Origin of the sequence: Polymorphobacter sp. PAMC 29334, from assembly GCF_019431245.1 — a bacterium.
GTDB lineage: Bacteria > Pseudomonadota > Alphaproteobacteria > Sphingomonadales > Sphingomonadaceae > Polymorphobacter_B > Polymorphobacter_B megasporae.
Genome location: NZ_CP080243.1, coordinates 2,805,855 through 2,825,081, shown reverse-complemented (window position 1 = coordinate 2,825,081; position 19,227 = coordinate 2,805,855). Strand labels below are relative to the sequence as shown.

Annotated in this window: 19 protein-coding genes; 8 read left to right on the top strand and 11 right to left on the bottom strand. The window is 66.1% G+C overall.

Going from position 1 to position 19,227, the window contains the following annotated elements; translation table 11 throughout:
- Positions 1-315 precede the first annotated feature (315 nt).
- A complete protein-coding gene (locus KZX46_RS17125; protein WP_219774984.1) occupies positions 316-2,208 on the top strand; it encodes a CocE/NonD family hydrolase in 1,893 nt (630 codons plus the stop codon).
- Positions 2,209-2,291: 83 nt separating this feature from the next.
- On the opposite strand, the gene KZX46_RS17120 is transcribed toward KZX46_RS17125, so the two are convergent.
- From KZX46_RS17120 to KZX46_RS17100, 5 genes are all read right to left on the bottom strand, one after another.
- A complete protein-coding gene (locus KZX46_RS17120; RefSeq protein ID WP_219774983.1) occupies positions 2,292-3,086 on the bottom strand; it encodes a PhzF family phenazine biosynthesis protein in 795 nt (264 codons plus the stop codon).
- Between the two features lie 3 nt (positions 3,087-3,089).
- The gene (locus tag KZX46_RS17115; protein ID WP_219774982.1) at positions 3,090-4,019 is read right to left on the bottom strand and encodes a cation diffusion facilitator family transporter; all 930 of its coding nucleotides are present in this window, start codon (positions 4,017-4,019) and stop codon (positions 3,090-3,092) included.
- Entirely contained in the window at positions 4,016-4,594 is a 579-nt protein-coding gene (gene pdxH, locus KZX46_RS17110; RefSeq protein WP_219774981.1) for a pyridoxamine 5'-phosphate oxidase, read from the bottom strand. The genes KZX46_RS17115 and pdxH overlap by 4 nt, the downstream gene beginning before the upstream one ends.
- 53 nt (positions 4,595-4,647) lie before the next feature.
- On the bottom strand, positions 4,648-5,484 hold the full coding sequence (locus KZX46_RS17105; RefSeq protein ID WP_219774980.1) for a glycine zipper 2TM domain-containing protein: 837 nt from the start codon (positions 5,482-5,484) through the stop codon (positions 4,648-4,650).
- A 159-nt stretch (positions 5,485-5,643) separates the two neighbouring features.
- The gene (locus tag KZX46_RS17100) at positions 5,644-6,285 is read right to left on the bottom strand and encodes a PEPxxWA-CTERM sorting domain-containing protein (RefSeq protein ID WP_226896017.1); all 642 of its coding nucleotides are present in this window, start codon (positions 6,283-6,285) and stop codon (positions 5,644-5,646) included.
- 340 nt (positions 6,286-6,625) lie between these two features.
- Between KZX46_RS17100 and KZX46_RS17095 the strand changes: the two genes are divergently transcribed.
- The 5 genes from KZX46_RS17095 to KZX46_RS17075 all read left to right on the top strand — a co-directional run bounded on the left by KZX46_RS17095 (position 6,626) and on the right by KZX46_RS17075 (position 10,788).
- The gene (locus KZX46_RS17095; protein WP_219774979.1) at positions 6,626-7,573 is read left to right on the top strand and encodes a DnaJ C-terminal domain-containing protein; all 948 of its coding nucleotides are present in this window, start codon (positions 6,626-6,628) and stop codon (positions 7,571-7,573) included.
- Between the two features lie 13 nt (positions 7,574-7,586).
- The gene (locus tag KZX46_RS17090; protein WP_219774978.1) at positions 7,587-8,501 is read left to right on the top strand and encodes a YihY/virulence factor BrkB family protein; all 915 of its coding nucleotides are present in this window, start codon (positions 7,587-7,589) and stop codon (positions 8,499-8,501) included.
- Positions 8,502-8,513: 12 nt separating this feature from the next.
- Positions 8,514-9,317 carry an enoyl-ACP reductase FabI gene (gene fabI / locus KZX46_RS17085; RefSeq protein WP_219774977.1) on the top strand — a complete coding sequence of 268 codons (804 nt, stop codon included), beginning with the start codon at positions 8,514-8,516 and terminating at the stop codon, positions 9,315-9,317.
- An 81-nt stretch (positions 9,318-9,398) separates the two neighbouring features.
- Entirely contained in the window at positions 9,399-10,472 is a 1,074-nt protein-coding gene (gene aroC, locus KZX46_RS17080) for a chorismate synthase (protein ID WP_219774976.1), read from the top strand.
- A gap of 52 nt (positions 10,473-10,524) precedes the next feature.
- Entirely contained in the window at positions 10,525-10,788 is a 264-nt protein-coding gene (locus tag KZX46_RS17075; protein ID WP_219774975.1) for an NINE protein, read from the top strand.
- Here the strand turns inward: KZX46_RS17075 and KZX46_RS17070 are convergent.
- From KZX46_RS17070 to KZX46_RS17050, 5 genes are all read right to left on the bottom strand, one after another.
- The gene (locus tag KZX46_RS17070) at positions 10,785-12,074 is read right to left on the bottom strand and encodes an adenylosuccinate synthase (RefSeq protein ID WP_219774974.1); all 1,290 of its coding nucleotides are present in this window, start codon (positions 12,072-12,074) and stop codon (positions 10,785-10,787) included. The two genes, KZX46_RS17075 and KZX46_RS17070, sit on opposite strands and share 4 nt — an antisense overlap.
- On the bottom strand, positions 12,067-12,621 hold the full coding sequence (locus tag KZX46_RS17065; RefSeq protein ID WP_219774973.1) for an NADPH-dependent FMN reductase: 555 nt from the start codon (positions 12,619-12,621) through the stop codon (positions 12,067-12,069). Before KZX46_RS17065 ends, KZX46_RS17070 begins: the two co-directional genes overlap by 8 nt.
- Entirely contained in the window at positions 12,618-13,754 is a 1,137-nt protein-coding gene (locus KZX46_RS17060; RefSeq protein ID WP_219774972.1) for an ATP phosphoribosyltransferase regulatory subunit, read from the bottom strand. The genes KZX46_RS17065 and KZX46_RS17060 overlap by 4 nt, the downstream gene beginning before the upstream one ends.
- A 210-nt stretch (positions 13,755-13,964) precedes the next feature.
- A complete protein-coding gene (serA, locus tag KZX46_RS17055) occupies positions 13,965-15,545 on the bottom strand; it encodes a phosphoglycerate dehydrogenase (RefSeq protein WP_219774971.1) in 1,581 nt (526 codons plus the stop codon).
- A gap of 110 nt (positions 15,546-15,655) precedes the next feature.
- Positions 15,656-16,795 (bottom strand): phosphoserine transaminase, encoded by a 1,140-nt coding sequence (locus KZX46_RS17050; protein WP_219774970.1) that lies wholly within the window; start codon positions 16,793-16,795, stop codon positions 15,656-15,658.
- A 175-nt stretch (positions 16,796-16,970) separates the two neighbouring features.
- On the opposite strand from KZX46_RS17050, the gene KZX46_RS17045 reads away from it, so the two are divergent.
- Positions 16,971-17,465: a hypothetical protein gene (locus KZX46_RS17045; RefSeq protein WP_219774969.1), complete on the top strand. Its 495-nt coding sequence runs from the start codon at positions 16,971-16,973 to the stop codon at positions 17,463-17,465.
- A 78-nt stretch (positions 17,466-17,543) separates the two neighbouring features.
- Positions 17,544-18,401 (top strand): TIGR00730 family Rossman fold protein, encoded by an 858-nt coding sequence (locus KZX46_RS17040; RefSeq protein WP_219774968.1) that lies wholly within the window; start codon positions 17,544-17,546, stop codon positions 18,399-18,401.
- Between the two features lie 29 nt (positions 18,402-18,430).
- On the opposite strand, the gene KZX46_RS17035 is transcribed toward KZX46_RS17040, so the two are convergent.
- Positions 18,431-19,171 carry a cytochrome c family protein gene (locus KZX46_RS17035; protein WP_226896016.1) on the bottom strand — a complete coding sequence of 247 codons (741 nt, stop codon included), beginning with the start codon at positions 19,169-19,171 and terminating at the stop codon, positions 18,431-18,433.
- Positions 19,172-19,227 lie beyond the last annotated feature (56 nt).

The following is a 19,227-nucleotide window of genomic DNA, read 5'->3' as shown; positions in this document are numbered from 1 at the left end:
GGAAACAGTTTGGTTCGCCGGCTGTTGGGCGAGTGACGGTTTCCATAGGCGTACGCTTGATCGCTCGGATTGATCGAAGCGGTGTCACGCTGTCGTCGCCGACAAATTGATTATGCCAACGATCAGCGCGGCTAGATCCGTCGCGATCCGGGTCTAGCGCGCGCGGTGTAAAGAGCGCGTCGTGTCACCAGGATCATGGATAAGTGTCGATTAGCCGATCCCGCTATTCGTCGCGGCGGACAATCTTCGTCGGCGATCGCGGTTGCGTGAATGCTCTGGCCGCATCATCCTTGGCTCCTACATGCGGGGGACGATATGGTCGGAAAGCTGCTTGGCGGGATTGCAGGCTTGGCGTTGCTGGCGAGCGTTGCGACGGCGCAGAGTTACACCGAGCGCCCAGTGGCACCGACGATGGTGAACGAAGGAGCGAACTACGTCCGCCTGAGCGTCGACATCCCGATGCGCGACGGTATCACGCTTCACACAGTTATTCTGACGCCAAAGGGTGCAGCGAACGCCCCGATCTTGCTGACGCGCACGCCTTACGGTGCTGAAACCGGGACGATGAACACCAAGGCGGGCGATCTCGCGACCGCGCTCGAAGGTTATGACAACGCCTATGACGTAATTGCCGAAGGCGGTTACATCCGCGTCGTCCAAGACATTCGCGGGAAGTACGGTTCGAAGGGCGATTACGTCATGAACCGGCCGCTGGTCGGCAGCTCGCTTAACCCGACCAAGATCGACGATTCGACCGATTGCTATGATACGATCGACTGGCTGGTGAAGAATCTCAAGCAGTCGAACGGCAAGGTCGGCATCATGGGCATCAGTTACGACGGCTACGAACCGCTCGTCGCGCTGATCAATCCGCATCCAGCGCTCAAGGTTTCGGTGCCGATGAACCCGATGGTCGACGGTTGGCGCGGCGACGACTGGTTTCATAATGGCGCGTTCCGCCAAATGAACATGGAGTATATTTGGGAACAGGTCGCGACCACCGACAATTCGTCGCCATGGTTCCATAATTTCGCCGACCAGTATGACGAGTTTTTGGACGCGGGCAGCGCCGGCGAGCTCGGTCGCCGCCATGGCCTCGACCAGATCGCGACGTGGCAGAAATTCACCCAGCACCCGGCCTATGATGCCTTTTGGCAGGAGCAGGCGATGGACCGAATCCTCGCCAAGGTCCCGCTGAAGGTGCCGGTGATGCTGGTCAATTCGCTCTGGGATCAGGAAGACATCTACGGCGCGACGGCCGTGTATCGCGCGCTCAAGCCGAAGGATGCAGGCAACGACATGGTCTTTCTGTCGATGGGCCCGTGGTACCATGGTCAGGAGATCGAGAAGGCCAGCAAACTCGGCAATGTCGAGTGGGACCAGGATACCGGAAAATGGTGGCGGCATCATGTGCTCGCGCCGTTCCTCGCGCATTTCCTGAAGGGCACGCTGATGGACGTCGCACCGGTGACGGTGTTCCAGTCGGGCACGAACCAGTGGCAGCGATTGCAGCACTGGCCCGCCGCGCTGGCGACGACGCCGCTCTATCTCAAGCCTCGCGGCGGGCTCGGCTTCACTCGCGCCGACGGGCCGGTGGCGACCGAGGAGTATGTCAGCGACCCGGCGCATCCGGTCTCCTTCGTTTCACGCCCGGTCGCGCCGATCGGCTACGAGGGTGACCATTGGACCGCGTGGCTGACGAGCGACCAGCGTAATGCGGCGTCGCGACCGGACGTGCTGACCTTCACCAGCGCGGTGCTGAGCGCACCGGTCACGATCGCGGGAGCGCCCGAGGTGCACCTCAACGCGGAGACGAGCGGCACCGACAGCGACTGGGTCGTCAAGCTGATCGACGTTTATCCCGACCAGGTCGGCGGCGATCAGAAGATGGGCGGCTACGAGTTGGCGGTGTCGATGGACATCTTCCGCGGGCGGTACCGCGAAGGGTTGGACAAGCCAAAGGTGATCGCCGCCGATCACGCGCTGAGCTATACGTTCGACCTGCCCTCTGCCAATCACGTCTTCGCCGAGGGCCATCGCATCATGGTGCAGGTGCAGTCGAGCTGGTTCCCGCTCTACGACCGCAATCCGCAGAAGTTCGTGCCGAACATTTTTTTCGCGAAGCCCGGCGATTACCAGAAAGCAATCCAGCGTATTACGGTGGCGGGGCCGAACGAAAGCTTCATCGCTTTGCCCGTGGCGGAGTAGCGCAGCGCCTGTCTTGATGCCGACGGCTCAATCCCAAACTCTGCCTCAGGATCACGGCCTGTCCTGAGTAGCCCATCGCCGCGCTAAAGAATAAACGTCCCCTCGATCACCTCGACGCACGTCCCGCCGAGGATCACCCGGTCGCCGTCGAGGCGGCACGCAACGTGCCCGCCGCGTGGGCTTGCCTGGTACGCGGTGAAAGCGTTGCGGCCAAGGCGCTCGGCCCAGTAAGCGGCGATGACACAGTGCGCCGAGCCCGTGACGGGGTCTTCGTCGATCCCGGCGCTCGCGGCGAAGACGCGGCTGACGACGTCGGTCTTGGTCCCGGGCGCAGTCGCGATGACGAGCGTGTCGGCGATCGCGCGGAGGGCGGCAAAGTCGGGAGTCAGTGCGCGGACCGCCTCCTCGTTCTCGAGGACGAGGACCGAATAACCGTTGTCGCGCCACAGCGTTGCGACCGGCGAAACGCCCAGCGCCGATTCGATGTCAGGACGGCGCTCGCCCGGCGCGGCGCTCCATGACGGCAGGTCGAGCCGCAGCGCCGCACCGTCGCGGGCGACGGTAAGTACGCCCGCCTTGCAGGTCGCGAAGGTCACCGCCGAACGGCTGCGGTCGCGCATCAGCGCCCAATGCCCGCTCGCCAGCGTCGCGTGGCCGCACAGCGCGACTTCGACCGTCGGGGTGAACCAACGCAGGTCGTAGTCGGCGACGCCGTCGGTCCGCGGGGTCAGGAAGGCGGTCTCGGCGATGTTATTCTCCGCTGCGATCGCCTGGCAGATGGCGTCGTCGAGCGGGGCGTCGAGGATCATCACCGCCGCCGGGTTGCCGGCGAACGGGCGGTCGGCGAAGGCGTCGATCTGGTGGAACGGGATGCGCATCGGTCAGGCCCTCAACACTTGCGGCCGGTCGTAATGACCAAGCGGATCGATATGGATCATGATCTCTGCGCCGGGGAAGGTCGTGGCGACATCGGCCTCGATCTCGTCGACGATGTCGTGGGCGCAGCGGACGCTCATCTCGGGTGAGAGCCAGATGTGGAACTGAATGAAATCAACGACGCCGCTGCTGCGGGTGCGGAGCTCGTGGACGCCGTCGACCTGCGGGTGGCGCGCGACGACGCCGAGCAAAGTCTGGCGTTTCTCGTCGGGCCATTCGCGGTCCATCAGCATGTCGAGCGCGGCGCGGGCGGACGTGATTGCACCATAGGCAAGGTATAGCGCGATGCCGATGCCGAACACCGCGTCGGCACCGTGGAGCCCCGCGAACGCCTCGAGCGCGAACGCAGCGATGACCGCGAGGTTGAGCAGCAGGTCGGATTCGTAATGGACCTGGTCGGTGACGATCGCGATCGACTGGGTCATGCGGACGACGTGGCGCTGATAGGCGACGAGACACAAGGTCAGCGCGACCGCGACGACCGACACGCCGATGCCGACATCGGCGCGCTGCGGAGGAGTTCGCGTGCCGATCTCCATCGCCGCGCGCACACCGATTGCGACCGCTGAGCCGAGGATGACGAGGGTCTGCATCAGCGCGGCGATCGCCTCCGCCTTGCCGTGGCCGAAGCGATGGTCCTCGTCGGCAGGCTGGCCTGCGAGCCAGACGGCGTAAAGCGTGACACAGCTCGACAGCAGGTCGAGGCCGGTGTCGGCGAGCGAGCCGAGCATCGCGACCGACCCCGTTGCCGATGCCGCCCACGCCTTGAGAACGAGCAGGACGGTGGCCGACGACACCGAGGCGATCGCGGCGCGGCGGGTCAGTGTGGCGCGTGAAGGCGGGCTCGTGTTCGGAGAGGACGAGACCGTACTCATGGGTACAGCATCCCGGTCGTCCAGCCGCCGCCACTGCGCGTGTACAGCGTGCGTTCGTGATGGCGGAAGTCGACGTCCTGCCAAAATTCGATCTGCTGGGGAACGACGCGGAAGCCCGACCAGCGCGGCGGGCGGGGGACGGCGGTGCCGCCGTACTTAGCCGTAGCGTTGGCGAGTTTCTCGCGGAAGACCGCGCGGTCGGGCAGCGGGCGCGACTGGTCCGATGCCCATGCGCCAAGCTGTGAGTCGCGAGGGCGGGTGGCGAAATAGGCGTCGGCCTCGGCGTCGCCGACAAGTTCGGCGCGGCCGTCGACGCGGACCTGTCGCCGCAGCGACTTCCAGTGGAAATCGAGGTGGACCGCGGAGTTTGCCGCGATCTCGACGCCCTTGCGGCTGTCGAGGTTGGTGTAAAAGACGAAGCCACGCTCGTCCCACGCCTTCATCAAGACGACGCGGACCGATGGCCGTCCGTCGAGCGTCGCCGTCGCCAGCGCCATCGCGTTGGGGTCGTTGACCTCGGCCGCGGTCGCGGCGGCAAACCAGTCGGCGAAGATCGGGAAGGGGTCGTGCAACATCGCCGCGGGTGTAAGGCCCGCGGCGATGGGGAGCAACCGGTCAGGCGACCGGACTAGTTGCGATAGCCGGTCTGCGACTGCGCCTTTGTATCGCGGAGCCGCTGGCTCATCGCATCGAGGCGCGCCTGGATGTTCGCCTCGTTCTGCGGCGAAAGCTGGCCGTTATAGTGGCGCATCGACCGCTCGCTGCGGCGGATCGAGTCGAGATCGGCGCGCGCGCGATACGCCTGGTCGCGGTTCATCGTGCCGTCGGCAGCGAACCGGTCGATCCGCTGCGCAAGGCGGTCTTCACGGCTGCGGATGTCGCGCGGGCCCTCGTCGCCCTGGTATCCTTGCGCGCGCGGATCGCCCTGATAGCCCTGCGCGCGCGGGTCGTATGCCGGCTGCGGGGCCGAATAGCCAACCGCGCGCGGGTCGATATAGCTGCCGTCGGCGGCGTAATACGCTTGGTCGCGCGCGGGCACCCAATAGCCATTGCTATCGCGATAGCCACCATTTTGCGACGCGATGTAGCGTCCGTCGTTGTCGTAATAGCCGCTCGGCGCGCCGACGACCCAGGCACCATTGCGGTCGTAGTAACCAGTTGCGCTGTTGCCCTCGATGCGGTTGGCATGCCAGCGGCGGCTATTGTCGTAATAGCCGTAGGCACGCTCGCAGCCGCCGTCGTTTGACTTGGTCAGCTGATTGCCCGCGACGCCGCCGCCGACCGCGCCAAGGACGGCACCGAGCCCGCCGCCGGAGATCGCGCCGCCGAGGACCGCGCCGATGCCGGCACCCGCGACGGTGCCGATGACACGGTTGTCGCGGCGCTCCTGGCAAGTCTGCTGCGCGGTTGCGGACGTCGTGATCGTGGCGGCGGCGAGGCCGACAGCGAGGATGAAATTACGCATAGAAAATCCTTCGAAATGACGTTTGGTCGCCCCGTAACGATCAACAAGATTGCGAGGTTCCGGTATGGCTCTTTAGGCAGCCTGCGATGAACCCAGCCTCAACGCACACAAAAAAAGGGCCCCGGCGAACCGGGGCCCTTCGTTTAATCTTGAGCCAGGTTAGGCGGCGACGGCCGGTGTGGTCGCCCGACGGCGGCGGGCGGCAAAGCCGACCATGCCGAAGCCAACGATCATGAGCGCCCATGCAGCAGGCTCGGGGACTGCCGTGCCGGCAACGTCATCGAGCTCGAACGCCACTCCGGTCGAGGCGAAGCGCAGCCCAGTGATGACTTGGCCGCTGCCAGCGGTGAAATAGACCCGGCGGTTGGTTGAAGCAGCCGATTGGTCGCCGTTCGCCGGCGCGAACGCCGAGCCGCCATAGGAGCCGAGCGAAACGCCGCCGGCACCGAGGACATCGACCGTGTTGTACGCGTCGATCGATCCCCAGTAAAAGCTGATGGATTTCAATGCGCGCGCAGCGGTCAATGTCGCGTTATTCGGCGTCAGCGCCGATGAAACGTAGAGATACTGCGTCGTGTCGCCAGCCGGCGCAGCCGCGAACGACGTCGTTCCCGTCGCGTACCCATAACCGCCCGACAGTGCGTAGCCGGTCGGAAGCGTCGTTGAGTTGAAGTCGACCAGCATCGTCTCGCCCATCGCCGGACCGGAATCAGGCGAGCCGAACGCCGATGTGACAGTCATCGCGTGACCCGCCGCTGCCAAAGCCATGAACGCCGCGGCTGCCGCAAATTTAATAATCATATTAGCGAACCCTTTCGACAAAATCCCCAAGGCCGACCCAAAAATGCCAGTCCAGCATAATCGAATGATTACGCATAGATTAATATTAGCAAGACTCGTGCCAATTTCTCGAATTAAGCCTTGTCAGCGGCTTGAGCAATCAATACGGTCCCGGAATGTAAACAAATCCGACACTTTTATGAATATTTGATTGCATCATGCAATGTCGCAGCAGTCCGCCGCGCACAAACCGACGTTTCGCTTACTGTAATTGAGGTTGGTGACGGGACGATCCGCTAAGGCGAACGCCCGGCCGCACCAACATACTGGACAGCGCGCCGCCACTGTGGTGACGGGGATCATGGCAAAAGACCTTTATTTGACGCTCGGTGTCGCGCGCGGGGCAAGCGCCGCCGACATTAAAAAAGCTTATCGCAAGCTCGCCAAGGCGAACCACCCCGACACTCATGCGGGTGATGCGGCGGCGCTGGCGAGGTTCAAGGACGTCTCGGCAGCGTACACGATCCTGTCGGATGCGGGCGAGCGCGCCAAGTATGACCGCGGCGAGATCGATGCCGATGGCCAGCCGAAAGCACCGCCGGGGTATGGTGGGTTTGCCGGCGGCGGCGGCGGGTTCGGTGGCGGCGACGGCTTCGGCCCGCAACCGGGAGGCGGAACACGCTTCGACTTCGGCGGCGATCCCGGTGACATTTTTTCCGAGCTGTTCGGACGCAGCGGTGGCCCGTTTGGCAGCGATCCGCGAATGCGCGCTGCCCCGGTCAAGGGCGCCGACGTGTCGTACCGCCTGAACGTCCCGTTCGAGGATGCGGCGCTGCTCAAGCCGCAGCGGATCGCACTGAAGAACGGCAAGACACTCGACCTCAAGCTGACTCCGGGGCTCGAAAGCGGCAAGCAGGTGCGGATGGCGGGGCAGGGCGATCCCGGTCCAGGCGGCGCGGGCGATGCGCTGGTGACGATCGATATCATGCCGCATCGCTTCTTCACGCGCGACGGTGCCGACATCCGCCTCGACCTGCCGGTGCGTCTGGGCGAGGCGGTGCTCGGTGCGAAGGTCCGGGTGCCGACGCCCGAAGGCCCGGTCATGCTCGGCGTCCCCGCCGGAACGACGTCGGGGCGCACCTTGCGTCTGCGCGGGCGCGGCTTCTCCAAGGCGGACGGCAGCCGGGGCGACCTGCTTGCGACACTGATGGTCGATTTGCCCGCCGACGACGCGGAGCTTCGCAGCTTTGCCGAGCGTTGGGAGGGCGACGCGACCCGTAATCCGCGGAGCGCGCTCGGGATCGACTGAGGGGCACACCGACATGCACGTTCCGGCGGCCCTAGCCCGTTTTCTCGCAACGCGCCCATGCCAGATTGTCACGCGGGTTGTCAGTGGTACCTGGATCGACGGCTTCGTCCTCGCCGGGAACCTCGCCTATCTATCGCTCCTGACTCTATTTCCGTTCTTCATCGTGGTTGCGACGATTGCCGGGGCATTCGGACGGACGGAGGATGGCATTCACGCGGTCAACGCCTTCATGCGAACCGTCCCGCCCGATGTCGGCAAGCTGATCGCCGCGCCGGTCCGCGCGGTGTTGACGGCGCGGTCGGGCAAGGGACTTGTGACGCTCGGTATTCTCGTGACCTTGTGGACGGTGTCAGGTTTTATCGAGACGATACGCGAGATCATCCGCAAGGCTTACGGCACCAACAGCACGCGCCCGGTCTGGGAATACCGCGTCGGCGCGATCGCCCTAATCGTCGGCGCGGTTTTCCTGATGGTCATCGCCTTCATCGTCCAGGTCGTGATGACCGGGATCGAGCAGTTCATCGTCCAGCTCCTGCCATTCAAAGAGAACCTCATCAGTCTCGTCGGGCTTGGACGGATCGCGCCTGCGCTTGCGCTGTTCGGCTCGCTCTGGGGGCTGTTCTATGCGCTCACCCCGCGCAAATTTCGCGATGCCGGCGCACCGGTGTGGCCAGGCGCGCTGCTCATTGCAGTGGTGTGGATTGGCACGACGATGCTGCTGCCGGTCGTTCTGTCGAGTTTTGGCAGCTATGACCGCACCTATGGCAGTCTTGCCGGGGTGATCGTCGCCTTGCTGTTCTTCTATATAATCGGATTCGGGGTGGTCATCGGCGCACAGCTCAACGCAGCGCTGGCGATTGTGCCGAAACTGGGCCAGAAAGCGGCGACGATCGAACCGGGCCAAGGCGTCGACTGCGCCAAGAGTTAACAAGGACCATAAATGGCAGGACTGATGGCCGGAAAGCGCGGCCTGATCATGGGGGTGGCGAACGACCGGAGCCTCGCGTGGGGCATCGCCCAGGCGGTTGCAGCGCAGGGCGGCGAGATCGCCTTCAGCTTTCAGGGGGAGGCCCTCGAAAAGCGCGTTCGCCCCTTGGCGGCGTCGCTCGGCAGCGACCTGCTTATCGAATGCGATGTTGCCGAACCCGAGAGCATCGATGCGTGCTTCGCGACACTCGCCGAGCGCTGGCCGACGATCGACTATCTCGTCCACGCGATCGGCTTTTCGGACAAGAACGAGCTCCGCGGCCGCTATGTCGATACCAGCGCCGAGAACTTCGCGACGACGATGAATATCAGCGTGTTCAGCTTCACCGCAGTCGCCCAGCGCGCGTTGGCGATGATGCCCGACGGCGGGTCGATGCTCACGCTGAGCTATTACGGCGCCGAGAAGGTCATCCCGCATTATAACGTCATGGGCGTCGCGAAGGCGGCGCTCGAGACGAGTGTGCGCTACCTCGCGATGGACCTCGGACCCGACAAGGTGCGGGTCAACGCGATCAGCGCCGGTCCGATCAAGACATTGGCGGCGAGCGGGATCGGCGATTTCCGCTACATCCTCAAGTGGAACGAATATAACTCGCCGCTCCGCCGCAACGTGACGATCGACGACGTCGGCGGGGCGGGCGTGTACCTGCTGAGTGACCTCGCGAGCGGGGTGACGGGCGAGGTCCATCACGTCGACGCAGGGTACAACGTGATCGGGATGAAGGCCGAGGACGCGCCGGATATCAGCGTTGCCTGATACCCCTTTCCCACTTGGAGAGAGAAAGAAGCCCGCGCCCGCTTGGGTGTGGGGAGGTGAAGGTAACACGGTAGAACCTTCATGACCTTCAACACCTTTGGCCACAGCTTCCGCTTCACCACCTGGGGCGAATCGCATGGCCCCGCGATCGGCGCGGTCGTCGACGGCTGCCCCCCCGGCCTATTGCTGTGCGAGACCGACGTCCAGCCGTGGCTCGACAAGCGCCGCCCCGGCACATCGCGCTTCACGACGCAGCGGCAGGAGCCCGATCAGGTCCGCATCCTTTCGGGCGTTTATGAGGGGCGCACCACCGGCACCCCGATCCACCTGATGATCGACAACGTCGACCAGCGGTCGAAGGACTATGGTGACATCGCGCAGGCGTATCGCCCCGGCCACGCCGATTATGCCTATGACGCCAAGTACAGCCTCCGCGATCCGCGTGGTGGCGGGCGGTCGTCGGCGCGTGAGACCGCGAGCCGGGTCGCGGCGGGGGCGGTCGCGCGGCTGGTCATCCCCGAGGTCTCCATTCGCGCGTATCTCGTTGAGCTCGGCGGCGACGCGATCGACCGCGCCGCGTTCGACGATGCCGAGATCGACCGCAACCCGTTCTTCTGCCCCGATCCTGCCGCTGCTGCGCGGTGGGAGACGCTCCTCGATGCCGCGCGCAAGTCGGGGTCGTCGCTCGGCGCGATCGTCGAATGCTGCGCGAGTGGTGTTCCAGCAGGGTGGGGAAGCCCCGTCTACGCCAAGCTCGACAGTCAACTAGCCGCCGCGATGATGAGCATCAACGCGGTCAAGGGCGTCGAGATCGGCGACGGCTTCGGCGTCGCACGGCTCCGCGGCGAAGAGAATGCCGATGCCATGCGCCCCGGCAACGACGGGCGGCCGGTGTTCGGCTCAAACCACGCGGGCGGCACGGCGGGCGGAATCTCGACCGGGCAACCGGTCGTCATTCGCATCGCGCTCAAGCCGACATCGTCGATTCTGACGCCCGTCGATACGATTACGTCGGCAGGCGACGCGACCGCGATCGTCACAAAGGGCCGCCACGACCCGTGCGTCGGCATCCGCGCCGCCCCCGTTGCCGAGGCGATGATGGCACTCGTTCTCGCCGACGCGAGACTGATGCACCGCGGTCAGACGGGCTTTTAATCTTAACTCGTGGCGACTATCTTAGTCGGGTAACACACCCGGGAGGAACACTATGGCGATCGATCGCCACCGCACGAACGAGGTCGGGCCGCCGGTCGCGTCGACGCTGGTCACCTATGTCGTCTGGTTCTTCTTTGGGAACATTGGCGGTCACCGTTTCCTGACCGGGCGTGTCTTCAGCGGCGCAGTCATGCTCGTGCTTCACGTTCTCGGATGGTTGACGTGGTGGTTCGGCCTCGGCTTTTTGATCTGGGGCTTCGTCGGCCTGTGGTGGTTGCTCGACGCGTTCCTGATCCCGGGGTGGCTCCGCGATTAGTCGACGAACGGGTCGCGCACGAGGATCGTATCCTCGCGCTCGGGTGATGTGCTGACCAGAGCGACCGGGCAGTTGGTCAGTTCCTCGATGCGGCGAATGTACTTGATCGCCTGTGCCGGAAGTTCGCCCCAGCTGCGCGCGCCCATCGTAGATTCGCTCCAGCCGTCGAAGCGCTCATAGATCGGGACAACCTCCGCCTGATCCGCCGCGTGCGCGGGGAAATGGTCGAGCGTCTTCCCGTCGAGCGTGTAACCGGTGCAGATCATCAGGTCGTCCAAACCGTCGAGGACGTCGAGCTTGGTCAGTGCCATGCCGTGGACGCCGCTGACCTGGACTGCTTGCCGGACGAGCACCGCATCGAACCAGCCGCAGCGGCGCTTGCGCCCGGTCACGGTGCCGAATTCGCGCCCGCGCTCGCCGAGGCGCTGACCGATCGCGTCGTCGAGTTCGGTCGGGAAGGGGCCGCCGCCGACGCGCGTCGTGTACGCCTTGACGATGCCGAGGACGTAGTTGATCGCTCCCGGGCCCATGCCGCTGCCGCTCGCGGCGGTCCCGGCGACGACGTTCGACGAGGTGACGAACGGGTATGTGCCGTGGTCGACGTCGAGCAACACGCCCTGCGCGCCCTCGAACAGGATGCGTTTGCCAGCGCGGCGGGCGTCGCCGAGGCTCGCCCACACCGGCGCGGCGAACGGCAGGACGAACGGCGCGATTTCCTCGAGCGAGGCGACAAGCGCCTCGCGGTCGACCGGGGGGATGCCGAAGCCGACGCGCAGCGCATTATGGTGCGCGAGCAGCCGGTCGAGCTGCGGTCCCATCTTGTCGAGGTGGCCGAGGTCGCAGACCCGGAGCGCGCGGCGTCCGGCCTTGTCCTCGTACGCCGGGCCGATGCCGCGCCGCGTCGTGCCGATCTTGCCCGCGCCGCTCGCGTCCTCGCGGAGGCCGTCGAGCTCGCTGTGGAGCGGCAGGATCAGCGGGCACAGCTCGCTGACCTGAAGGTTGGCGGGGGTGATCTCGACGCCTTGGCCGCTCAATTTCTCGACCTCGGCCTTGAAGTGCCACGGGTCGAACACGACGCCGTTGCCGATCACCGACAGCGCGCCGCGAACGATGCCACTCGGCAGCAGGCTGAGCTTGTAGACCTCGTTGCCGACGACGAGCGTGTGCCCGGCGTTGTGGCCGCCTTGGAAGCGGACGACGACATCGGCGCGCGCCGACAGCCAGTCGACGATCTTGCCCTTACCCTCGTCGCCCCACTGCGCCCCGATAACGACGACATTAGCCATGGGGGGCAGTCCTTCCGATCCAGGTGGTGAACGCAGCCATGATCTTGACCAGGAATTCGTGCGACGCGGGCACGACGCTGCCATCGTCGGCGAACAATTTGGCGACGTTGCCGAGGTAAGCCTCAGGCTGCTGCATCGTCGGCATGTCGAGGAAGACGAGCGATTGGCGGAGATGATGGTTCGCGCCGAAGCCGCCCAACGCGCCGGGGGTGCAGCTGATGACCGCCGCCGGTTTGCCGCTCCACACGCTCTTGCCATACGGCCGCGACCCGACGTCGAGCGCGTTCTTAAGCACGCCGGGCACCGAGCGATTATATTCGGGAGTGACGAACAGAACCGCGCCATATCCGGCCATCGCGGTGCGAAATTCAGTGTAGGCGGCGGGCGGCGCGCCGTCGTCGTCGAAGTCCTGATTGTAGATCGGCAGCGCGCCGATTTCAACGATCGTGCAGTCGAGGTCGGGCGCGAGGTCGATCATCGCCTGCGCCAGCTTGCTGCTGAACGAGGCGCGGCGAAGGCTGCCGACGAGTACGGCGACTTTGGTCATGCGTGTCCTTCCAAAGGTTCGGCAGTGTCGCCGGTCCAGCGGTGCGTGCAGCCGGCGGGAGTATCGCCATCGAGCGCCGCGACGGTGATCCAGCCTTCGCGGCGCAGGCGGTCGCCGACGGATGCAGGCGTGCCAAGGGAGAGCATGATACGGTCGCGCGCGACGATCCCCAATCCGGCATCGACGAGGCCGTCGACATAGAGCGAGAAGCCGACGGCGGGCTCGCGCGCGCCGTCGGGATGGACGATGCTATACGCGCCGCCGCGACCGATCTCGCCGCGAACGCCATCGGCGAACAGCGTGAAGCCGATCCAGCGCTGATACTCGAAGCCGTGGCGCTCGGTCGGGTCGAGCGTTACCGCAACGCCCTCCCCGTTCCCGGCGGCGAGCGCGGCGACGACGTCGGCGACATCGGCGAGGCGGTCCGCAAGGGCCGGGGGCAGGTCGAGGCGGCCGAGCGCGGCGAGAGCGGCGGCAGCGGGACCGGCGGCGGCGATCAGCGGCTGGTAGAGTGACGCGCCCCCGGCAGCCAGGCCCGCGCTGTCTTTGGCGTCGAGCAGGTCCTCGACCGTAGCGAGATCGGCGATCGGGGCGGGCCCTGCCCATGCGGCGGCGAGGTCGGCGACGAAGCTCGGCAGCGTCAGGTCGACGGTCAGTCCGGTGACTCCGGCGCGGGTCAGCGCGGCGACCGCGAGCGTCAGCACCTCGACGACAGCGGCGACGCTGTCGCGCCCGATAAGTTCGGCGCCGACCTGGAGCATCTCGCGCTCGGGGCGCAACTGGCTGCCCTTCACCCGCAAAACCGCGCCGCCATACGCGAGGCGGAGCGGGCGGGGAATGTGGGCGAGGCGCGTCGCGGCGATCCGGCCGACCTGCCCGGTCATGTCGGGGCGCAGCGCGAGCGTGTGCCGCGACACAGGGTCGGTGAAGCGCAAGAGTTCCTGCCGTCCGGTCACGCCCAAGCGCCCCGCGAGGCTTTCCTCGAACTCGACGAGCGGCGGCTGGACGCGTTCGTAGCCGTGGCTGGCGACGTGATCGAGCAGACCGCGCATGAGGTGTTCGGCGGCAGCAGCCTGCGGGGGGAGCCGGTCACGGAGGCCTTCGGGGAGGAGCCCAGCGGTGATGTCGGTCATTGGAGCGTCACAATACAAACCAGCTTTCAACGAGCAGGACGAACATTGCCGCTGCAATACCCGACCAGATCACAACATCGATCCAAAAGTTAGTCGGGCTCGTGTCGCGTCGGAAGGCGAAAGGGCCCAAAGTCCGACCCATACCTACATCAAGACATGCTTTGGAGCCTGCCGCGATTAGGATGATCAAGCCCCATATCTGACCGCCACTCATCCGAAGTTGAGCGCCTTTACCTGTTTGACGCCCGGCAGGGCCTTGATCTCCGACAGCACTGCCGCCGGAATCACCTCGTCGACCGACAACAGCAGCACTGCCTCGGCCCGTGAATCACGCCGTCCGAGGTGGAACGTCCCGATGTTGACCCCCGCAGTACCGAGGGTGCTGCCGAGCCGCCCGATGAACCCCGGCTTGTCCTCGTTGACGATGAACAGCATCGGGCCGTGGAGGTCGGCCTCGACCTTGATGCCGATGATCTCGACGAGCCGCGGCGCGCGGTTGCCGAACAACGTCCCAGCGACCGAGCGCTCGCCGTCGGGGGTCCGCACCGTGACGCGGACGAGCGTGTGGTAGTCGGTCTCGCGCTCGTGGCGGACCTCGGCGACGTCGATGTCGCGTTCGCGGGCGAGGAACGGCGCGTTGACCATGTTGACCGTGTCCGAATGGACCCGCATCAGCCCGGCGAGGACGGCGGCGGTGATCGGCTTGATGTTGAGCTCGGCCGCCGCGCCCTCGACCTCGACCGTCACGCCCGAGATGCCGTCGCTGACGAGCTGCCCGGTCAAGGTACCGAGCCGGTCGGCAAGCGCCATGTATGGGCGCAGCCGCGGTGCTTCCTCCGCCGACAGCGACGGGACATTGAGCGCGTTGGTGACGCCGCCCGACATCAGGAAGTCGGACATCTGCTCGGCGACCTGGATCGCGACGTTGACCTGCGCCTCGTCGGTCGACGCGCCGAGGTGCGGGGTCGAGATGAAGTTCGGCGTGCCGAACAACGGCGATGCCTTCGCCGGTTCAGTGGCGAAGACGTCGAGCGCCGCGCCGCCGATATGCCCTGAATCGAGCCCGGCCTTAAGCGCGACCTCATCGATCAGCCCGCCGCGCGCACAGTTGATGATGCGGACGCCCGGCTTGGTCTTCGCCAGCGCCTCCGCCGACAGGATGTTCCGCGTCGAGTCGGTCAGCGGGGTGTGGAGCGTGATGATGTCGGCGCGCGCGAGCAGGTCGTCGAGCGTGACCTTCTCGATGCCGAGGTCCTGCGCGCGCTCGGGCGTCAGGAACGGGTCGAAGGCGATGACCTTCATCCGCAAACCGAGCGCGCGGTCGGCGACGATCGAGCCGATATTGCCCGCGCCGATCAGCCCGAGTGTCTTCGCGGTCAGCTCGACCCCCATGAAGCGGTTCTTCTCCCACTTGCCCGCCTGCGTCGACGCGTCGGCCTCGGGCAGCTGGCGGGCGAGCGCGAACATCAGCGCGATCGCGTGCTCGGCGGTGGTGATCGAATTGCCGAACGGGGTGTTCATCACGACGACGCCCTTGGCGCTTGCGGCAGGGATGTCGATGTTGTCGACGCCGATCCCGGCGCGGCCGATGACCTTGAGGTTGGTCGCGGCGGCGAAGACGTCCTTCGTCGCCTTGGTCGTCGAGCGGACGGCGATGCCGTCGTAATTGCCGATGATCTTGATCAGTTCGTCTTTCGACAGGCCGGTGATTTCGTCGAAGTCGACCCCGCGCGCGCGGAAGATTTCGGCGGCCTTAGGGGACATTTCGTCGGCGATGAGGACTTTGGGCATCGGGTACATCCTAAATTCTAAGTGTCATCCCCGCGAACGCGGGGACCCAAAGTCACCAAGGTTTGTGACCTTGGGTCCCCGCGTTCGCGGGGATGACAATATATTGGGGGTTAGGCCGCGACGGCCTGCTGGGTGACCTGCGCGTGCGCCCAGTCGAGCCACGGCCCGAGCGCGACGATGTCGGCGGTTTCCACCGTTCCGCCGCACCAGATGCGCAAGCCCGGGGGGGCGTCGCGGTAGCCGCCGATGTCGAAGGCAACGCCCTCTTTCTCGAGCAGCGACGCTATCGCCTTCGGCACGTCGGGCGACGCGCCCGGCAGCGACAGGCAGACGCTGGTGTTCGACCGCGTTCCGGGCTCGGTCGCGAGGTGCGCGACCCACGGCGTCGCCTCGACCCAGCGGTCGAGCGCGGCGGCGTTGGCGTCGGCGCGGGCGTAGAGTTCCTGCAGGCCGCCGATCGATTTCGCCCACGTCAGCGCGTCGATGTAATCCTCGACCGCAAGCATCGACGGGGTGTTGATCGTCTCGCCCTCGAAGATGCTGGCAATGAGCTTGCCCTTGCTGGTCAGGCGGAAGATCTTCGGCAGCGGCCACGCCGGGACGTACGACTCGAGCCGCTCGACCGCGCGCGGGCCGAGGATCAGGACACCATGTCCGCCTTCGCCGCCGAGGACTTTCTGCCAGCTATAGGTGACGACATCGAGCTTCGCCCACGGCAGCTCCTGCGCGAACACCGCGCTCGTCGCGTCGCACAGCATCAGCCCTTCGCGGTCGTCGCGAATCCAGTCGCCGTTCGGCACGCGAACGCCCGACGTCGTGCCGTTCCACGTGAAGCAGACGTCGTGCGATTGCGGTACGCGGGTGAGGTCGGGGAGCTCGCCGTACGCCGCGTTGACGACGGTGCAGTCGGCAAGCTTGAGCTGCTTGACCGCGTCGGTCACCCAGCCTTCGCCGAAGCTTTCCCACGCCGCCATCGTCACCGGGCGCTGCCCAAGCATCGACCACATCGCCATTTCGAAGGCGCCGGTGTCGGACGCGGGGACGATGCCGATGAGGTGGGTGTCGGGAACCTGCAGGACCTCGCGGGTCATGTCGATCGCGAGCTTGAGGCGCGCCTTGCCGAGCTTCGACCGGTGCGAGCGGCCGAGCACGTCGGTTTTGAGTTGGTCGGGGGTCCAGCCGGGACGCTTGGCGCAGGGGCCGGACGAGAAAAAGGCGCGCGCCGGGGGCACGTTTGGTCGGTCGATCATGGTCTCTCCTCACAGAGAGCTCGCGCCGCGTTGGGACGGCGTGGCCCGTCGCCGTGAGTAAAGGAGCCTCCGTTCCAGTCAAGCCAATTGCGTCGGCCGACGCGGGCAAGCCAATTGCACGAGACGCGAATCGACACGATACGGTTTTCCGGCTCGACTATCGAAAGGCTATTCCATGCGACCATCACGTCTGACCATCGCGGTGCTGCTCGCGGCCACCCCGCTCGCCGCGCAGACGACGCCGGGCGACGACCGCAGCGTCGCGACGATCGCCGGGTCGCCGCTCCATGACTTCGGCATCAAGAAGACGAAGGTGTCGCCGGTCCTCGTCCGCGCCGCGGCGCATCCGTACACGACCGACGGGCTCAGGACGTGCAAGGACATCGGCGCGGCAGTGCTCGAATTGAACACCGCGCTCGGCCGCGACGTCGACGCGCCGACCGACGGCAAGAAGCCGAGCGAGGCGACCGAGCTGTCGATGGACGCGGGGCAGGACACGATCAACAGCCTGATCCCCGGGCGCTTCATCATCCGCCGCCTGTCGGGGGCAGCGAACGCCCAGCGCAAGGCGCGCGCGGTCGTGTATGCCGCGTCGGTCCGGCGTGGTTTCCTCAAGGGCTATGGCGACGCGAAGGGGTGCAAATGGCCCGCCGCGCCGCGGGTCAAGTGAAGCGACAAGGCGGACACGGGGGCGACAATCGGCGGGGAAGCGCGTAAGCCGCGCCGCCGTGCCCTGCGAGACCTTGTTATGACCCCATTGCCAGCCAAACCCGCGCGCCTGTTCCCGACTGCGCGTGCCGAAGCCGCGGTTGCCAACAAGCCGACGTCGACCGCGCAGACCGAACATCCGGCGTACCGCCTCGCGTTCCAGGACGATGAATTCCTGCTGCGCGACGAGGCGCGGCCGGTCCGCCTCCAGCTCGAATTGATGAAGGCCGAGATCGCGCTCGCCGAAGCGCGGATCGCGTCGACCTTCGTATTCTACGGTTCGGCGCGGATTCCGTCCCCAGAGGACGCGGCGGCGCTCGTCGCGGCGTCCGAGCCGGGCGACGACCGGCGGATTGCCGAGAGCCTCGCGGCGAAGTCGCATTATTACACCGTCGCGCGCGAACTGGCGCGGCTGGCGTCGTCGGTCGGCGAGGATGCGGCGGGCAAGCAGTTCGTCGTCTGCTCGGGCGGCGGGCCGTCGATCATGGAGGCAGCGAACCGGGGGGCCGCCGACGTCGGCGCGATCTCGGTCGGATTGAACATCGTCCTGCCGTTCGAGCAGGTGCCGAATCCGTATGTCACCCCGGGGCTGTCGTTCCAGTTCCACTATTTCGCGCTGCGGAAGATGCACTTCCTGATGCGCGCGCGGGCGGTGGCGGCGTTCCCGGGCGGCTTTGGGACGTTCGACGAACTGTTCGAACTGCTGACATTGGTCCAGACCGGCAAGGTCCCGGCGCTGCCGATCTTCCTGTTCGGGCGCGACTTCTGGAGCCGGGTGGTCGACTTCGACGCGCTCGCCGACGAGGGCACGATCGCGCGGAGCGACCTCGACCTGTTCCACATCGTCGAGACGGCCGACGAGGCGTGGGCGATCGTGAAGGCCCACTACAGCCTCTAGCCCCTCTCCCGCGCGGGGAGAGGGAGGGATCAGCTGGGCGTCGAGCCGGGGGTCGGCACGGTCTTCGACGTGCCCTGCTGCTTCTCCGCGCCGGTGCTGCCCGGCGCGATGTCGGGGGCCTTGCCCGCCTGCGGTGCGGGCTTGTCGGCGGTCGGGGTTGCGGCGGGTGCGCCAGCAGCGGCAGGCGCACCAGCCGTAGCGGGGGCCGCTGCCGGGGCGGCAGCCTCGGCCGGAACCGGCGGGATCGGCAGCGGGTGGTCGCTCTTGCTGTTGAGATAGGCGATGACCGCAGCGCGCTCCTCGGGCTTGGCGATCCCGGCGAATGCCATCTTGGTGCCCGGAACGAAAGCCTTGGGGTTGGTCAGCCACGTGTTGAGCTCGTCCCAGTCCCACTTCTGGCCGCTCGTCTTCTGCATGGCGTCCGAATAGGAGAAGCCGGGCATGTGATCGTGCGGGCCGCCGACGACACCATATAGGTTCGGGCCGATCCCCGCCGCGCCGCCCTTTTCGGCGTTGTGGCAGGCGCCGCACTTCTTGAAGACATCGGCGCCCTTGTCGACGCTCGCCGACGCGAGATAGAATTCGATCGGCTTGTCGGCGACGGGCGCGGGACCCGCGGTGGCGACTTCCTCGACGCCTTCGACGATGTAGCCGGGCTTGGCGAGCTTGGCCGGGTGGAAGACCTCACCGGTGAACAGGACCAATGCCAGGACCGTCATCGCAGCGGCGAGCGTCCAGCCCGCGATCTTGTTCCACTCGAAACTGTCCACGATGTTCTCCGGAAAGCGGGACGTACACTCGCCCCGGCAAAGCGGGCGGACCATAG

What these genes read in the sequence shown, in the direction of transcription:
- KZX46_RS17040 (WP_219774968.1), top strand. Translation starts at nt 17,544, where the DNA reads ATGACCCCATTGCCAGCCAAACCCGCGCGCCTGTTCCCGACTGCGCGT.
- fabI (WP_219774977.1), top strand. Translation starts at nt 8,514, where the DNA reads ATGGCAGGACTGATGGCCGGAAAGCGCGGCCTGATCATGGGGGTGGCG.
- KZX46_RS17090 (WP_219774978.1), top strand. Translation starts at nt 7,587, where the DNA reads ATGCACGTTCCGGCGGCCCTAGCCCGTTTTCTCGCAACGCGCCCATGC.
- KZX46_RS17120 (WP_219774983.1), bottom strand. Translation starts at nt 3,086, where the DNA reads ATGCGCATCCCGTTCCACCAGATCGACGCCTTCGCCGACCGCCCGTTC.
- pdxH (WP_219774981.1), bottom strand. Translation starts at nt 4,594, where the DNA reads ATGTTGCACGACCCCTTCCCGATCTTCGCCGACTGGTTTGCCGCCGCG.
- KZX46_RS17075 (WP_219774975.1), top strand. Translation starts at nt 10,525, where the DNA reads ATGGCGATCGATCGCCACCGCACGAACGAGGTCGGGCCGCCGGTCGCG.
- KZX46_RS17065 (WP_219774973.1), bottom strand. Translation starts at nt 12,621, where the DNA reads ATGACCAAAGTCGCCGTACTCGTCGGCAGCCTTCGCCGCGCCTCGTTC.
- KZX46_RS17125 (WP_219774984.1), top strand. Translation starts at nt 316, where the DNA reads ATGGTCGGAAAGCTGCTTGGCGGGATTGCAGGCTTGGCGTTGCTGGCG.
- KZX46_RS17115 (WP_219774982.1), bottom strand. Translation starts at nt 4,019, where the DNA reads ATGAGTACGGTCTCGTCCTCTCCGAACACGAGCCCGCCTTCACGCGCC.
- KZX46_RS17100 (WP_226896017.1), bottom strand. Translation starts at nt 6,285, where the DNA reads ATGATTATTAAATTTGCGGCAGCCGCGGCGTTCATGGCTTTGGCAGCG.
- KZX46_RS17105 (WP_219774980.1), bottom strand. Translation starts at nt 5,484, where the DNA reads ATGCGTAATTTCATCCTCGCTGTCGGCCTCGCCGCCGCCACGATCACG.
- aroC (WP_219774976.1), top strand. Translation starts at nt 9,399, where the DNA reads ATGACCTTCAACACCTTTGGCCACAGCTTCCGCTTCACCACCTGGGGC.
- KZX46_RS17050 (WP_219774970.1), bottom strand. Translation starts at nt 16,795, where the DNA reads ATGATCGACCGACCAAACGTGCCCCCGGCGCGCGCCTTTTTCTCGTCC.
- KZX46_RS17060 (WP_219774972.1), bottom strand. Translation starts at nt 13,754, where the DNA reads ATGACCGACATCACCGCTGGGCTCCTCCCCGAAGGCCTCCGTGACCGG.
- KZX46_RS17045 (WP_219774969.1), top strand. Translation starts at nt 16,971, where the DNA reads ATGCGACCATCACGTCTGACCATCGCGGTGCTGCTCGCGGCCACCCCG.
- serA (WP_219774971.1), bottom strand. Translation starts at nt 15,545, where the DNA reads ATGCCCAAAGTCCTCATCGCCGACGAAATGTCCCCTAAGGCCGCCGAA.
- KZX46_RS17070 (WP_219774974.1), bottom strand. Translation starts at nt 12,074, where the DNA reads ATGGCTAATGTCGTCGTTATCGGGGCGCAGTGGGGCGACGAGGGTAAG.
- KZX46_RS17095 (WP_219774979.1), top strand. Translation starts at nt 6,626, where the DNA reads ATGGCAAAAGACCTTTATTTGACGCTCGGTGTCGCGCGCGGGGCAAGC.